This is a genomic window from Jutongia sp. SJQ-6 (assembly GCF_054161275.1).
The window spans coordinates 478,116-494,007 of sequence record NZ_CP195314.1; the positions used below are offsets into that span (position 1 = coordinate 478,116).

Sequence of the window (15,892 nt, forward strand, 5' to 3'; positions counted from 1 at the left end):
ATGGAGGAGATCTATGAGTGAATTAGTAGCAATGAAAGGCACCAAGTCAGGCATTGTTATTGTACTGAACGAGGAAGCTGCGTTTGAAGAACTTAAGCAGGCGGTCAGCGAGAAATTTAAGGAGTCAGCAGCCTTTTGGGGAGAAGCGACGAAAGCAGTATCTTTTCAAGGGAAAAAGCTGAGCGATGATGAGAAGATGCAGCTGGTAGACTGTATTCAGGAAAATTGCCATTTACTGATTCCGTGTATCATGGAAGAGGACGAGGCTTTGGAGACAGCATTTCAAAATAGCATAGAAAACAGACAGGAAGAGATTGACTACAGTACAGGACAGTTTTTCAAAGGAAATCTTCGCTCCGGACAGGTGTTGGATGTGGAAACCAGCATTATCATCATTGGAGATGTCAAAGCAGGGGCAAAAGTAGTTTCTAAGGGGAATGTGATCATTCTTGGATCCTTAAAGGGCAATGTATATGCAGGATCTTCCGGAAATACGAATGCGTTTGTTGTTGCACTGGATATGGATCCGGTGCAGATCCGTATCGCAGATACGATTGCACGTTCCTCGGATAAGCCAAGAAAGAAGAAAGAAAAAGAAACCAAGATTGCATTTTGGGAAGATGGAAATATTTATATTGAACCATTGGATAAAGATGTGATGGGGGATATTCGATTGTAATTTCGTGATTTTTCACGAAAAAAGTGGATTTCCTTATTGCTTTTTGGTACAATATAATTTGCGAGATTGTGTCAGCATACGGGCATGATCCGAAATTATAGAAGTAATAGAGTAATCAAGACAGAGTGGCGTATGCAGAAATGAGGTAAACAATGGGTGAAGTAATCGTAATTACATCCGGTAAAGGTGGTGTAGGTAAGACAACAACTACGGCAAATGTCGGAACCGGTCTTGCTATGTTGGGCAAAAAAGTAGTATTGATCGATACGGATATAGGGCTTCGTAACTTAGATGTAGTTATGGGACTGGAAAACCGTATTGTGTATAATCTGGTTGATGTTGTTGAGAACAACTGCCGTATAAAGCAGGCGTTGATCAAAGACAAGCGCTATCCAAATCTTTACCTGCTGCCATCCGCACAGACTAAGGATAAAACAGCTGTTACACCAGAGCAGATGAAAAAACTTGCAGACGATCTGAAAGAAGAATTTGATTACATATTAATGGATTGCCCGGCGGGTATAGAGCAGGGATTTAAAAATGCGATTGCAGGAGCAGACCGTGCATTGGTTGTAACGACACCGGAGGTGTCTGCCGTCCGTGATGCAGATCGTATCATTGGTCTGTTAGAGGCAAATGAGATTGGATCTACTCACTTGGTAGTTAACCGTTTGCGTACCGATATGGTCAAAGAGGGAAATATGATGTCAAGCGAAGATGTTGTTGAAATCCTGGCTGTTGATCTGATCGGCGTTGTGCCGGATGATGAAAATATTGTTATTTCAACCAATCAAGGTGAGCCGCTCGTTGGCAAAGACTGTCAGGCAGGACAGGCATATATGAATATTTGTCATCGTATTTTGGGCGAGGAAGTGCCTTACTTGAATCTGGAAGCAACTAATGGATTGTTCCAAAAGTTAAAGTCAATTTTTAAGAAATAATATTACTGCGCATATAGCGTATGGAGGAGAAGATATGAGTATTTTTTCAAATTTTTTTAAGAGTTCCGGTTCGAGCAGTGATATTGCTAAGAATCGACTAAAAGTTGCCATTACTTCTGATCGCGCTGTTTGCTCTCCAGAGTTAATGGATCAGATGAAAAATGACATCATTCAGGTGATATCCAAATACTTGGATATTGATACGGATGAGCTGGATATCAAAATGGCAAAAACAGAAGTTGGGTCAGAGACAGTCAATGCATTGTTGGCTAATATTCCGATCAAAGGATCCAGAAATTTCCGCAAGTAAAGAATCTGAATAGGTTCGGCTGCGGATAAACTATTGACACAAAATTGAAATATGCTGGGTAAATGGGGATGAATTTAAGATGATAAATCGTATCAAACAATATGACTGGAAGCGTTACAATATTTCTCTTCTTGGTGTTGTACTGGTGTTATGTATGATCAGTGCATTTGCAGTTCGACTGGCAGGTGGAGAAGATGATGGAATGTCTTATATGAAGGGCCAGATCATGGGAATCTGCATGGGAATCGTGATCATTGCCATTTTGTCGGTATTAGACTATCATTTTATCTGTCAGTTTACAGCAATATTTTATGTAATAGGTGTTATACTTGTTTTGGCAACGTATACGCCGCTGGGAACTAACAATGGTACAGATGCCAAGCGCTGGATTCGTATGCCGGGACTGACATTTCAGCCGACAGAGTTAATGAAGATTATATTTATTTTGACGCTGGCAGTTTTCTTAGTAAGGCGGTCCAGTAAAATGTCCCAGGTCAAAACATTAGTATTGACGTTAGTAATAACAGCAGTTCCAATGTTATTGATCTTAAAACAGCCTGACCTAAGTTCCAGTCTGGTCGTTGCATTTATCATGGTCGTAATGATATTTGCAGCGGGGTTGTCCTATCGCATTATAGTGCCGATCATATTGCTGTTTGTTCCAATTGGTATTGTAGGTGCTTGGTATATTCAGCAGCCACATAATGGACTGTTGATAGGGTATCAGTATAATCGAATCATGTCATGGCTGTATCCGGATACCTTTCCAAACTCGGAGAAATATAATTATCAGCAGCTGCACTCTATTCGAGCAATAGCCTCGGGCAAAATATATGGCAAGTTTTTGCAAGATGGCGGAGATGCTAAAGTCGGTAGAAACTATAGCAGCGTAGGTGTACGTGAGAGTGATTTTATTTGGTCTGTCATTGGAGAAGAGTTTGGTTTCCTGGGCTGCTGTTTGATCTTGATACTGCTTGCGATTGTGATCTTTAAGTGCTTTAGTGTGGCTGGAAAGGCACAGGATTTATTGGGGAAGATGATTGCAATGGGAGTAGCATCTATGTATATGTTTCAGGTTTTTGCAAATATAAGTGTTGCAACATTTATGTTCCCGAATACCGGACTTCCTTTACCGTTTCTGAGCAATGGACTGAGTTCGATGTTATCATCCATGATCGGAATAGGTTTGATCATGAATATCAGCATACAACCTGCCAAATCCAGCAAAGGTGGATTTTCTATGCGTAATATGTATGGAAGTGATGCAGAGCGGGACATTGATATGGATTTAGAATTATAGCGGGATATATTTCCTAAAAATACTTTGATAGAATTAAAGGGGTGAACAACATATGAATATTGGGTTGGTAGCGCATGATGCAAAGAAAATATTAATGCAGAACTTTGCAATTGCTTATCGCGGAATATTGAGTAAGCATGATATATATGCAACGGGAACGACAGGTCGGTTGATCGAGGAGGTAACAAATCTGTCGGTGCATAAATATCTTGCCGGTCACTTGGGTGGTGAACAGCAATTGGCATCACAGATCGAACATAACGAGATAGATATGGTGATCTTTTTGCGGGATCCGTTATCTCCAAAGTCACATGAACCGGATGTAAATACAGTGATCCATTTGTGTGATACCTATAATATTCCGTTTGCAACGAATTTGGCAACAGCAGAACTACTTGTCAAAGCATTAGACCGCGGAGATTTGGAATGGCGCGAAGTGCTTAGAAAAGAAGGGTTGGCAGAATGAGAAATACAATACAAAAATACGGCAGATTGACCGCATTATTTTTAGCGGTTACATTGTGTGTTTCCGGATGCGGTTCATCCGGAGAGAGCAGCTTGAATTATCGCCCTCAAATGCAAACAGGTACTGTAGTGGCAAGTGGCGGTGCATACTCTTTGGATTATCTTTCACAAGATATCTGTGTGATCCCTAAAAATAAACAGTCCAAAGAGGGCAGTGATAGTGTTATGACAGCGGGAGCATCAATGATCGTAAATGATACGAAGCAAAAGATGCTATTTTCCAAAAATATTTATGATAGAATGTATCCGGCAAGCATTACTAAGATTGTTACAGCACTTGTTACTTTGAAATACGGTAATTTAGATGATACAGTCACATTTAGTCATGATGCAGCCAATATTACGGAATATGGTGCTAAGTTGTGCGGTTTTAAAGAAGGAGATAAGATCGTATTGCGTGATCTTTTGTATTCTTTTTTGGTCTTTTCGGGAAATGATGCAGGAGTAGCCATTGCAGAACATGTTGGCGGCAGTGTAGAAAAGTTTGTTGACATGATGAATGATGAAGTGAAAAATCTTGGTGCAATTGATTCTCATTTCGTCAACCCGCATGGACTGCATGATGATAAGCATTATACTACCGTATATGATCTGTATTTGGTTTTTCATGAATTATTGCAGTATGATACATTTATGGATATTATTAATCAACCAAATTACAAGGCAAAATATACTGACAAAGACGGCAAAAAACATACGAAATATTTTAAGACGACAGATCGCTATTTGATCGGAACTGCAACAGCTCCGAAAGGTGTAAAGGTCATTGGAGGTAAGACCGGAACAACGCAGAAGGCTGGTTCTTGTTTGATCTTGTATTCAAAGGACAAAGAGGGCAATGGCTATATATCTGTTGTCTTGAAAGCAGTCGGTGGCGAAAGCCTATATCTTCAAATGAATAAACTGTTAGAATATATAAAATAACACAACATAGTGATTTCTGCCAGCAGAGAACTATAGTAATTGCCTTGTCGCATTTTCGTTTTTAGTGATTTCTAGATTTTGTTGTCTCTGATAATTGATTTACATGCCTTGCGGAAACTCGAAGTCCTGGAAGCAAGGTAATCATCATTTTTGAAAGGGACTTTGCGCTCGTCGTTACTTATGTCTCGTATTTCAGAGACATTAAGTAACGTGACGTAGCGCATCGTAGCGAAAGCGTCCCGTCCAAAAATGGATGATACCTTGCTAAACCGGGACATCTCATACATTCCTTCGGGCATGTATTTATCAGAGACATAACAAAATAAGAAATCACGTAAAAACTCTGCGTTCTTCGGCAATTATCTTAGTTCGCTGCTGGCAGAATAAGTTAGCTTATCGGCTGCAAAATACCATTACATATTGCTGACATAATAAGCAATATGTGACAATATGATAATTTTGATGTGCAGAGTATGAGTAGAATAAGTTAGAGTAGTTTCTCAAAGAAACTATTGGAATGGGAGTATGTACAGAACACGTTTTCAGAAATTGGAAATGTGTTCTGATTTTTTGGGTAAATAGAATTTCTTTGCCACAAATTAAGACTGGGAACGGATCCTACCATAATAGCTGATCGCATATAGTCCGCCAATGCCCACTGCCGCATAGATGATACGTGACAACAAACTCATATCGCCAAATAATACACGGACCAGATCGAACTGTAAGAAGCCGATCAGTCCCCAGTTGATCGCACCGATGATCACTAACGTTAATAAAATATAATCCAATGTCTTCAATGTAGTAACCTCCTTTTTATTATGGTTATTCTAAGTATTACCAGAGAGATTCAAATTATACACTCAAACTTTGCACTCATTGTTGCTTTAATCTTTATTGGAAAAATATACATAAGCGTCAAAATATGGACAAAATCTACAAAAAAGATTATAATAAAGAGTAATTTGTAAAAATAAAGTGAGAATGTGAAGAGAGGTGACAACTCCATGGCAAATAGAAAAAAAACAGGTAATATCGTATCGATGAAACGACGCAGATCTAAAACCCTTGGAGTTATTCTCTGCTTATTTTCACTGTATCTTTTAGTTATGTTTATTATGTCCATGACAAAAGATCATCTATCTATCTATGAAGTGAACGAAACGCAGATTGCAGATGATGAAACGATCCGTGGATTGATCTTACGAGACGAAGTATTGGTGAATACGCAAAAGGCCGGATACATTAATTACTATGTGGGCGAAGGTGATCGTGTTGGTCTGCGTACAAATGTATATTCAGTAGATGGAACAGGAGACATTGCACAGAAATTGTCGGAGATGGATACTGAAAGTGTGGAGCTTAGTGCGCAGGATACTAGAGAGATACGCGACAGCATTTCTAATTTTCGTGAAGATTTTACGTTGTCTTCCTATAACAAAATATCAAATTTTCGCTATGATATTGATAATACCGTGTTGCAGCTTTCAACCGTTAATTTCGAATCTCGATTGCAGAAGTTGATTAAGGATAATACCGATCAGGCGGTTGGCTTTGAAGTTGTCAAGGCAAAGCAGACAGGTGTTGTGTCGTTTGTAACGGATGGAATGGAAAATGTTTCCTATCAGGATGTTAAGGAAGATTATTTTAAGGATACGACAGATCATTGGAAACAGCTTCGTCCTTCTTCTAAGGCAGCGAGTGGGACGAACGTATATAAGCTTGTAAAAAGTGAAAATTGGTCGATCATATTGCCGCTTACAAGCAAACAGTTTCAAAAGCTTAGCGGACAGAAGCAGATTAAGATCACCATGCAAAAAGATGATCTGTCGATGAGTGTTCCGGTAACGACGTATACAAGCAACGGCGGGCAATATGCCAAATTAGATCTTAATCAATATATGATCCAATATTTGGAAAATCGTTATATTGATGTTCATATTGAATTCAATCATGCGCAAGGCTTGAAAATACCGAATTCCTCCATTATAAAAAAGGAATGCTATGTATTCCCGAAGGAGTATTTATCAAATGGACCAAACGATGATAACGGCACTTATTATTTAAACTCGGTTACCGATAATAAGCTTGTGGCAATTGATGTTTATTACATCGATGATAACGATATGGCGTATATTGACAAGGATTCCTTTGAGGCAGGCACGGTGATCCGTAAGGCTACTGATTCGTCGAAAGAAACGACGCTGTCACAGACAGACACGTTAAACGGCGTATATAATTGTAATCAAGGGTATTGCCGCTTTCAATTGATTGACAAATTGTATGAAAATGAAGAATATACAATTGCAAAAAATAATACGGTATATGGATTGTCAACATATGACCATATTATTTTGAATCCAAAGCTGATGAAAGAAAATCAGATCATATATTAGAAAGGAATGAAAGACTATGGTACGTGAAAATTTGATCAAGGTACAGCAAAAGATTGATGAAGCTTGTGAACGCAGTGGTCGTGATCCGAAAGAGGTTACGCTGATCGCTGTGAGCAAGACAAAGCCGATCGAGATGATCGAGGAAGCGATAGATGCCGGTAAAACACAGTTTGGTGAAAATAAAGCACAGGAAATGAAAGAAAAATATGAGGCGCTTCCTAAAAATCTGGAATGGCATTTCATCGGACATTTACAGACGAATAAAGTAAAATATGTGGTTGGACGAGCCGGTTTGATCCATTCCGTGGATTCGCTCCATTTGGCTGAGGCAATCGAAAAAGAATGTGAGAAAAAGGATGTTCATGCAAATATTCTAGTAGAAGTTAATGTTGCTGGTGAGGATAGTAAATTTGGAATCAAGCCTGAAGAAACCGAGAGTTTGATCCGACAGATTGCCAAATTGCCACGTGTTCATGTGCGAGGCTTAATGACGATAGCGCCATTTGTCGAAAAACCAGAAGAAAATCGTCCGATTTTTCATAAATTACACAAATTGTTAGTTGACATTAGTGCGAAAAACATTGATAATATTGATATGAATGTTCTTTCTATGGGGATGACCAACGACTACGAGATTGCTGTTGAAGAAGGTGCAACTCATGTGCGCGTTGGTACCGGGATTTTCGGAGAAAGAAATTATGCTGTTTAAGCAATCAGCGTATGATAGATATTTTATGATCACAGAGATTGTTTGAGCACAAAATATATGTATGAAGTTCTTCATACAGAAATGAGGTTATAACATGGGAATTGATTCAATTTTAAATTGGTTCAAACTTGCACCGGAAGATGAAGATTATGATGACGATTTTGCGGATGATTATGTTGAGGAAGAAGAAGTAAGACCGCGCTATCGAGAGGAGAAGCGAGCTGCTAAACAGGAAGCACCATCTTTTGATGATTATGATGAGCCGGCACCACAGCCGAAACGAACCAGTTTTCGGACATCGACCAATAAGGTCGTTCCTATTCGTACGGCACCAAACGGTTTGGAAGTATGTATTATCAAGCCAAGTAATTTCGGAGAGTCACAGCAGGTGTGCGAAGTTTTGATGGATGGACAGCCTGTCGTTGTTAATCTCGAGGGCATTGATATTATGGAAGCACAGCGTATTATGGACTTTATTTCCGGCTGTATTTTTTCAATCTCCGGAAATATGCGTCAGGTTTCCCGTTACATATTTGTGTTTTCACCTAAAAATATTGATATATCAGGCGATTATATTAAAAATATGGCTGAGGGAGATGGATTTAATATCCCGACGCTGAATAAGGAATTTTAAGAATGCCACGTTCAAAAGAAGACCAAATATTATACAAGCGTTTTCGTGATTTGGGCAATATGGCATATCAACGTGGAATTTGTGTTTATAGTGATTTCGTAACGATCACACAGCAGGAGTTAGCCTGTCAGGCATTGGCAGAATTATATCCGGATACACATACGGAACAACTGCCATTATATTCTTATGGAGGATATGAAGAGGCTGATCGTCAAGTTCTTATGTTTATGCCACCGGAATATATGGATCGAATATCTGATACACAGTTTCCTATATCATGTATCAGGATCGCACCGGTAAACCGGAAGTTTGGCGAAGCATTGACACATCGTGACTACTTGGGGACGGTCATGGGGATGGGATTGGAACGAGATCAGATAGGGGACATTCTTGTACGGATGGAGGGACCGGAAGGTGCTTCGGCGGCCGTTGGATATGTTTTTTGTAAATCCAATATGGAGAGTTTGATCTTGGAATTAGATCGAATCCGTCATACTACCGTGAAGACAGAATGTATCCCATTAAACCAACTCCACTGGGAACAAAAATATAAAGACATTTCGGGAAGCGTAACAACGCCGCGGTTAGATGCAGTGTTGTCAGTTGCAATTCGCACTTCGCGTACACAGGGGTTGCAACTGATCCGGGATGGCAATATATATATTAACGGAAAGTGTTGTACTGAGAATGCAAAACTTCTGAGAGAAGGAGATATTATATCTGTCAGAGGATATGGAAAATACCGATTTTGTCAGACAGGTGTACGATCAAAAAAGGGAAGATATCACATCATGGTACAACAATACATTTAGGGAGGTATGAGTATGCTTACACCAATTGATATCCAGAATCGAGAAATCAAATCGAAGATGGGAGGATACGACAAAAAGGATGTAGATGACTTTTTGGAGGAAATTCGTGGCAGTTATGAGGAGTTGTACAAAGAAAATCAAAGCTTAAAAGAGAAGATCAGTTCTTTGAGTGAGGGAATCCAGTATTACAAGAAAATGGAATCCACACTCCAGAAGGCTCTGGTGCTTGCTGAGAAGACATCGACAGAAACACAGGAGGCTGCTAAGACACAGGCCGACTCTGTTATGTCTGAAGCAACTGCAAAGGCAGAAGCAATGACAAGAGAGGCTAAAGCAGAGATTGAATCACTGCGCAGAGAGGCACAGGCACAAACGGAGATTACAAAAGCAAAAGCTAATCGTGAGTTGGAAGAAACAAGAAATCATGTGCGTAAACTGGTACAGAGCTATGAAAATTATAGATTACAGTTTAAGAAACTTGCAGAGGCACAGATTGAGATGCTGGACAGCGAGAGCTTTTCTATTTTTGTTCCTGAATTAGAGGAATTGATGAATGAGGCGCCAAGTGCTGATATGGTAATGGATGATCCTGGAATCATTCCGATCAATATTGGTTCTCCGGCTCCATTTGTTGAATTGCCAGATGATAATGCTGATGCACCTAAGGTTGAGGAAGTGCCTGTTGAACCGGTATCCTTTACAGTTCCGGTTTCATCAGAGGGATCTTTTAGCGATCTTCCGTCAGACAATACAGAAAGCGCAACAGGTTCGATCGCTGATGTTGCCGGAGTTAATGCAGAGCAGGAGGTAGCTGGTACCTTGAATGAGGGAATCACTCTGAATGTATCTTCAGATATTACATCGGATACAGCACCTGCAGCGGAGGATAATGGAGTTAGTTTGGATGTTTCATCCGTAGATATGTCACCGGTAGGTGATATATCGTTAGACATTTCATCGGATTCACCTGCACAAACAGAGGCTGGAAGTTCAGTTTCCCTAGATTTGGGCTTAGATATTCCGACTGTAGAGGCAACTGCACCATCAATGCCGGCGGCAGATCCGATGCTGATGGATATTCCTGGGATCACAACGCCTGCTGAAGAACCAGCAGTTCCAGTGGATAATGGATTGATTGGTGGCGGTGAGTCTGCATCGAATGATATTCTCGGTGGGGCAGATATGTTCGCTAATAACGATCTGATTGGCGGAACAGAGCCTGTAGCAAGTGAACCGGTAGCAAACGATTTGCTCGGTGGAGTAGATATGTTTGGTGGCAATGACTTGATCGGTGGAACAGAGCCTGTAGCGAGTGAGCCGGTACCGAATGACATTCTTGGTGGTAACGATCTGATCGGTGGTAGTGAGCCGGCAGCCGATAACTTGATTGGTGGTGGAACGGATATGTTTGCTACAAACGATCTGATCGGTGGCAGCGAAACGACAGCCAATGATCTGATTGGTGGAACAGAACCGGCAGCGAATGATCTTCTCGGTGGAGCAGATATGTTCAATACAAACGATCTGATCGGTGGAACGGAAACTGTTGCGGAGACACCTGCAGCGGCTGAACCGGCACCAGCAGCAGACGGAGCAAGTAATGGCATTATTGATGATCCGTTAATGGATCTTGGTGGAATGTTTGAGACACCGGGTGTTACACCGGCGCCGACAGCGCAGCCTCAGGCTCCTGCAATGGATGCCAATCCATTCAGTTTTATTGATCCGGAATTATAATCACAATGATTCTTATATGAATGCGAGAGGGGGCCGAATAAGCCCTCTTTCCTTTTGTGGAATAGAGAATGCAAACATGGAGGTTCTTTACTATGACAAAACAAAAAATGACAGTACATTATGATGGCAAACCCTTGTATGATATTACTTTGGCAGACAATTATGATGGATTAGAAGAGGTATTACAGAACTTTGCACTTCAGTCGCATAAAATATGTATTGTAACCGATGATACAGTGGGAGCTCATTATGCAGAAAAAGTGAAGACTATTGCCCAAAAGGCAGCTGCATATGTTTGCGTATTTTCATTTCCGGCTGGGGAATCTTCGAAAACGTTGGATGTCATTGAAGATTTATATGAAGTATTGATCAAGGCACATTTTGATCGCAAAGACATTTTGCTTGCGCTTGGTGGTGGTGTTGTAGGTGATATGACCGGATATGCTGCTGCAACTTATTTGCGAGGGATTCGTGTTATCCAGTTGCCGACTTCTCTACTTGCTATGGTAGATAGCAGTATTGGCGGAAAAACCGGCGTTGATTTCCGTGGATATAAGAATATGGTAGGTGCATTTCATCAGCCATCGGCAGTTTATATGAATGTTTCTACATTGAAGACATTGACAAAAGAACAATATTTTTCGGGGTTTGGTGAAATTATTAAACATGGATTGATCAAGGATATGAATTATTTTGATACCATTCAAAAGAATATTATGGCATTGAATGATAGAGACTTATCCGCATTAGCGGAGATTATTTACGGAAGTTGTGATATCAAGCGGCAAGTTGTCGAAAATGATCCGAAGGAACAGGGAGAGCGTGCTCTGCTGAATTTTGGTCATACCCTTGGTCATGCCATTGAAAAATTAAAGAATTTTGAACTTCTTCATGGAGAATGTGTTGCCATCGGTATGGTTGCAGCATCGTATTTATCTTATTTGAGAAATATGATTACAGAAGCACAGTATCGAACTATTTGTGAGATGATCCAGCAGATGCAGTTGCCAACAACAGTTGAAGGCTTAACAAAAGAAGATATTATTCGTGTGTCAAAGAATGATAAAAAAATGAATGCAGGGCAGATTCGTTTTATTTTGTTGGATGACCTTGGAAATGCAGTAATGACAGATGATGTCACCGATGAAGAGCTATCTCAGGCACTTGATGCTGTGATTACGGCGTGACCCAGCGAAAGAAATAACGTGAGCGTAATCATGAGCGTAATCAATTGAAGAAATAGTCATGAGTGTTGGCTGTGGTAATTTGCGGCATAATCATATATAAGAGTTTATGTAGGTGGTAGACGCAGTAATTACAACATAATCAACTGATTTTGTATAGATGGAAATGAGGAACAAGAATGAAAAGACAACATGTTTTAGGAGTGATTGCCCTGTTTCTTTTGCTGGCAATTGATCAGGGAAGCAAATATCTTGCTGTGCATTTTTTGCAGGGACATCCGGATGTTATGCTTATTCCCGGAGTGTTTCAATTGGAATATTTAGAAAATAGAGGCGCTGCGTTTGGAATTTTGCAAAATCAAAGAGTTTTATTATTGATCGTCACTCTTATCATATTTGGTGGGCTGTGTTATTTTTATTGCAAGATGGGCAGTGGCAGGAAATGGAGACCGCTGCAGAGTGCCATTGTTTTGATCGCAGCTGGGGCAATTGGTAATATGATCGATCGCTTTGCACGGGGATATGTTGTCGATTTTTTTTACTTTTCATTGATTCATTTTCCTGTATTTAATGTTGCAGATTGTTATGTTGTGGTCGGAGCCGTGATCGCATTACTATTATTGTTATTTTATTACAAAGAAGAAGATTTTGCGAGGTGAGCTATGCCAGGCAGGAATGAAAACATTTGCTTTCGAGTAACGGATCAAGATGTGATAGGACTTCGGCTAGATAAATATTTGTCAAAAATGCTATCGGATTATTCGCGAGCAGCACTTCAAAAAGCAATTCAAAATGGAAGAGTATTGATAAATGGTAAGGCAGTAAAAAGCAGTTATAAAGTGATGGAACATGATGAGGTTTACTTTGAGCCTGAAGAACTTCGTGAACCGGACATTATAGCACAAAATATTCCGATTGATATTTTATATGAAGATCAGGATATTATTGTTGTAAATAAGCCAAAACAAATGGTGGTACATCCTGCACCGGGACATTATGAGGGGACGTTGGTTAATGCACTCTTGTACCATTGTAAAGATTCGCTCTCCGGGATCAACGGTGTGATGCGACCGGGAATTGTTCATCGTATCGATCAAGATACTACAGGAGTGCTTGTAGTCTGCAAAAATGACAAGGCACATCAATTTATTGCAGAACAATTGGCGGTCCATTCTATTACACGCACCTATCATGCCATCGTATGGAATAATTTATCAGAAGAACAAGGCACAATAACAGGTGCAATAGGACGGAATCCAATTGATCGCAAAAAAATGGCGATCAACGAAAAAAACGGAAAGCCGGCAGTTACACATTATCAGGTATTAGATCATCTAAATCGAAAATTTAATTATATAGCTTGCAATTTGGAAACAGGCCGTACTCATCAGATCCGTGTTCATATGTCCAGTATCGGACACCCGATTTTAGGAGATACCGTGTACGGACCACAGAAGAGTCCCTACGCATTAACAGGACAGACACTTCATGCAAAAACACTGGGTTTTATCCATCCAACCACTAAGAAATATGTGGAATTTGACGCTCCATTGCCGGATTATTTTCAAAAATTACTGAAAAAACTAAAAGAAGACTAAAAAATTGTAATTTATTAAGTCAGGCAAGGCCTATAATTAGTGGTTTCTACATTGGTAGAATCAAAGATATTGTGGGCTACAATTGTAGTATTAAAAGTTACACAATTGTAGACTGCTTTAATTGTGCAGTTTTGCCATTGACGATTTTATTCTTAATATGTAGAATTAATTTGTTGTCGGATGAAATCGACAGGAAACGAGGTAGCGATTATGAAAGATTTACGTTTGCATGAGGGAGAATTAAATGTTATGGAGTTATTGTGGTCTAATAAGGCGCTGGCTGCAAAAGATATCTCCAAGATCATCAAAGAATATATTGGCTGGGAGAAAAATACAACTTATACAGTAATCAAACGTTTGATCGAAAAAGGTGCGATCACCAGAGAAGATCCTGGCTTTATATGTCGAGCAAACGTATCTAAGAAAAAAGTGCAGGAAATCGAAACGAAAGCTTTGTTGAATAAATTGTACAATGGATCGGTCTCACAATTTATTACAGAATATTTGGTCAATCAGAAGTTAAGTTCTGATGATTTGGCTGCGTTAGAATTTGCGATCAGCAAGCGAATGACGAAATAATTTTATACATACATGATAAAAGATGTTGAAGGCTATGAAAGCTGTCAACATCTTTTTTTACTTTATAGGAAACGAGAAGTTTCCTATAAAGTAAAAAACGCTCCGCAAGGATGCGCATCTCGCGGAGAAGAAGTTAGCTGTAAACAGCACCGTTCGAGCGCGAAAGAGTCGCAAGCGACTCTTTATTCCTTAACAAGATTAGGGTGTCAAAAGGTCTGAGTTCCAAATTTCTGTCATAATAAAATGGAGAGAGAAGAGCAGTATTTGCTAAAATAAATCTCTTTGATAAACCCCAGTTTATCAAAAAGATATTGTCAAAACGACATATTTCGGGTATAATATATGTATGTTTCCGAATATTAAAGCCTTTTCACTTAATGAGACTTTTGGCAATGTTAAATGTCGTCTGTGAATGCTTTGCAAGTTATAGTTTGCTTTGTGGTTTTTGGCAAACTTAGAAAGGAATTTGTGATTTTTTATGGGTACGAAACGTACAAAAACATATCATCAGCAATTAAAAGCGACGAACATTAATAGGCTGCGTGATCTTTTGCAGGAGCTGCCTAAATATTGTAAAAATTTTTTTCATGGTATAGAACCGACAACATCAATCAAAACTCGGATTGGCTATGCTTATGATATGCGCACTTTTTTTCGCTTTTTACAAAGTGCGAATCCAATGTTTGCATCCAAGCCAATTTCTGATATAGAATTGTCGTATTTGGATCAATTAGAGCCGGTGGATATTGAGGAATATATGGAATATTTGAAGCTATATACATACGATGGACAGGAATTTACAAACGATGAACGAGGTATTCATCGTAAAATGGCTTCCTTACGTAGTTTTTATATATATTATCAAAAACGTGGACAACTTCAAAATAATCCTACCGTTGTTGTAGATATGCCCAAATTACATGATCGGGAAATTATTCGATTGGATTCTTCCGAGGTAAATGAACTATTAGAATTGGTGGAACATGGTGGCGATAATTTAACCGGGATCAAGAAAACCTACTATGAAAAAAATCGATTAAGAAATATTGCTATATTTACGTTGTTTTTAGGAACAGGTATCCGTGTTTCTGAATGTGTTGGTCTGGATATTGAAGATCTAGATTTTCGAGATAATCGAATTCGCATTATTCGAAAAGGTGGTAAGGAGGAGTTTGTTTATTTTGGAGCAGAAGTTCGGGAAGCTTTGATGAATTATATTGAAGATTCCAGAAGTAAAATTATTCCGAAAGAAGGTCATGAACATGCACTCTTCTATTCCATCCAGCGACGCCGTATTAGTATACAGGCCGTTGAGAATCTGGTAACGGAATATGCGAGTCAGGTAACAACGTTTAAGCATATTACGCCGCATAAATTACGAAGCACCTATGGTACTTCGTTATATCGCCAAACAGGCGACATTTATTTGGTTGCAGAGGTCTTGGGACATAATGACGTAAATACAACGCGCAAGCATTATGCGGCATTAGATGATGATAAGAAACGGCAAGCTGCTTCAGCGGTACAATTGCACCAAAAGAAGCAGCGGTAATCAATATCTGTT

The 15,892-nt window shown here is 39.6% G+C and carries 17 protein-coding genes; 16 read left to right on the forward strand and 1 reads right to left on the reverse strand.

Translation table 11 applies throughout. The features are described 5' to 3' along the window. The first annotated feature begins 13 nt into the window (after positions 1-13). From minC to ACSAJE_RS02180, 6 genes are all read left to right on the forward strand, one after another. Positions 14-679: a septum site-determining protein MinC gene (gene minC / locus ACSAJE_RS02155; RefSeq protein WP_118690181.1), complete on the forward strand. Its 666-nt coding sequence runs from the start codon at positions 14-16 to the stop codon at positions 677-679. Positions 680-831: 152 nt separating this feature from the next. Beyond that, positions 832-1,620: a septum site-determining protein MinD gene (minD, locus tag ACSAJE_RS02160; RefSeq protein ID WP_458009552.1), complete on the forward strand. Its 789-nt coding sequence runs from the start codon at positions 832-834 to the stop codon at positions 1,618-1,620. A gap of 34 nt (positions 1,621-1,654) precedes the next feature. Next, positions 1,655-1,930 carry a cell division topological specificity factor MinE gene (gene minE / locus ACSAJE_RS02165; RefSeq protein WP_022024682.1) on the forward strand — a complete coding sequence of 92 codons (276 nt, stop codon included), beginning with the start codon at positions 1,655-1,657 and terminating at the stop codon, positions 1,928-1,930. Positions 1,931-2,009: 79 nt separating this feature from the next. Next, a complete protein-coding gene (locus ACSAJE_RS02170; protein ID WP_458009553.1) occupies positions 2,010-3,230 on the forward strand; it encodes an FtsW/RodA/SpoVE family cell cycle protein in 1,221 nt (406 codons plus the stop codon). 52 nt (positions 3,231-3,282) lie between these two features. Further along, positions 3,283-3,696, forward strand: a complete 414-nt coding sequence (mgsA, locus tag ACSAJE_RS02175) for a methylglyoxal synthase (protein ID WP_022024684.1) — start codon at positions 3,283-3,285, stop codon at positions 3,694-3,696. Then, positions 3,693-4,679: a D-alanyl-D-alanine carboxypeptidase family protein gene (locus ACSAJE_RS02180; protein WP_458009554.1), complete on the forward strand. Its 987-nt coding sequence runs from the start codon at positions 3,693-3,695 to the stop codon at positions 4,677-4,679. Before mgsA ends, ACSAJE_RS02180 begins: the two co-directional genes overlap by 4 nt. Before the next feature lie 599 nt (positions 4,680-5,278). Here the strand turns inward: ACSAJE_RS02180 and ACSAJE_RS02185 are convergent. Beyond that, positions 5,279-5,479, reverse strand: a complete 201-nt coding sequence (locus tag ACSAJE_RS02185) for a DUF378 domain-containing protein (RefSeq protein WP_022024686.1) — start codon at positions 5,477-5,479, stop codon at positions 5,279-5,281. Between the two features lie 207 nt (positions 5,480-5,686). Between ACSAJE_RS02185 and ACSAJE_RS02190 the strand changes: the two genes are divergently transcribed. The 10 genes from ACSAJE_RS02190 to ACSAJE_RS02235 all read left to right on the forward strand — a co-directional run bounded on the left by ACSAJE_RS02190 (position 5,687) and on the right by ACSAJE_RS02235 (position 15,880). After that, a complete protein-coding gene (locus ACSAJE_RS02190) occupies positions 5,687-7,075 on the forward strand; it encodes an HlyD family efflux transporter periplasmic adaptor subunit (RefSeq protein WP_458009555.1) in 1,389 nt (462 codons plus the stop codon). A gap of 16 nt (positions 7,076-7,091) precedes the next feature. Then, positions 7,092-7,784 (forward strand): YggS family pyridoxal phosphate-dependent enzyme, encoded by a 693-nt coding sequence (locus tag ACSAJE_RS02195; protein WP_022024688.1) that lies wholly within the window; start codon positions 7,092-7,094, stop codon positions 7,782-7,784. A gap of 94 nt (positions 7,785-7,878) precedes the next feature. Continuing rightward, entirely contained in the window at positions 7,879-8,418 is a 540-nt protein-coding gene (locus ACSAJE_RS02200) for a cell division protein SepF (RefSeq protein ID WP_022024690.1), read from the forward strand. A 2-nt stretch (positions 8,419-8,420) separates the two neighbouring features. Beyond that, the gene (locus tag ACSAJE_RS02205) at positions 8,421-9,230 is read left to right on the forward strand and encodes a YlmH/Sll1252 family protein (RefSeq protein ID WP_458009556.1); all 810 of its coding nucleotides are present in this window, start codon (positions 8,421-8,423) and stop codon (positions 9,228-9,230) included. Between the two features lie 12 nt (positions 9,231-9,242). Next, on the forward strand, positions 9,243-10,967 hold the full coding sequence (locus tag ACSAJE_RS02210; protein WP_458009557.1) for a DivIVA domain-containing protein: 1,725 nt from the start codon (positions 9,243-9,245) through the stop codon (positions 10,965-10,967). Between the two features lie 92 nt (positions 10,968-11,059). After that, positions 11,060-12,154: a 3-dehydroquinate synthase gene (gene aroB, locus ACSAJE_RS02215; RefSeq protein ID WP_182448190.1), complete on the forward strand. Its 1,095-nt coding sequence runs from the start codon at positions 11,060-11,062 to the stop codon at positions 12,152-12,154. 176 nt (positions 12,155-12,330) lie between these two features. Then, complete coding sequence (gene lspA / locus ACSAJE_RS02220) at positions 12,331-12,810, forward strand: signal peptidase II (protein WP_458009558.1); 480 nt, start codon at positions 12,331-12,333, stop codon at positions 12,808-12,810. A 3-nt stretch (positions 12,811-12,813) separates the two neighbouring features. Continuing rightward, positions 12,814-13,749: an RluA family pseudouridine synthase gene (locus tag ACSAJE_RS02225; RefSeq protein WP_458009559.1), complete on the forward strand. Its 936-nt coding sequence runs from the start codon at positions 12,814-12,816 to the stop codon at positions 13,747-13,749. Positions 13,750-13,959: 210 nt separating this feature from the next. Continuing rightward, complete coding sequence (locus ACSAJE_RS02230) at positions 13,960-14,328, forward strand: BlaI/MecI/CopY family transcriptional regulator (RefSeq protein ID WP_458009560.1); 369 nt, start codon at positions 13,960-13,962, stop codon at positions 14,326-14,328. 478 nt (positions 14,329-14,806) lie between these two features. Further along, positions 14,807-15,880: a tyrosine-type recombinase/integrase gene (locus tag ACSAJE_RS02235; RefSeq protein ID WP_458009561.1), complete on the forward strand. Its 1,074-nt coding sequence runs from the start codon at positions 14,807-14,809 to the stop codon at positions 15,878-15,880. The last annotated feature ends 12 nt before the right edge of the window (positions 15,881-15,892 follow it).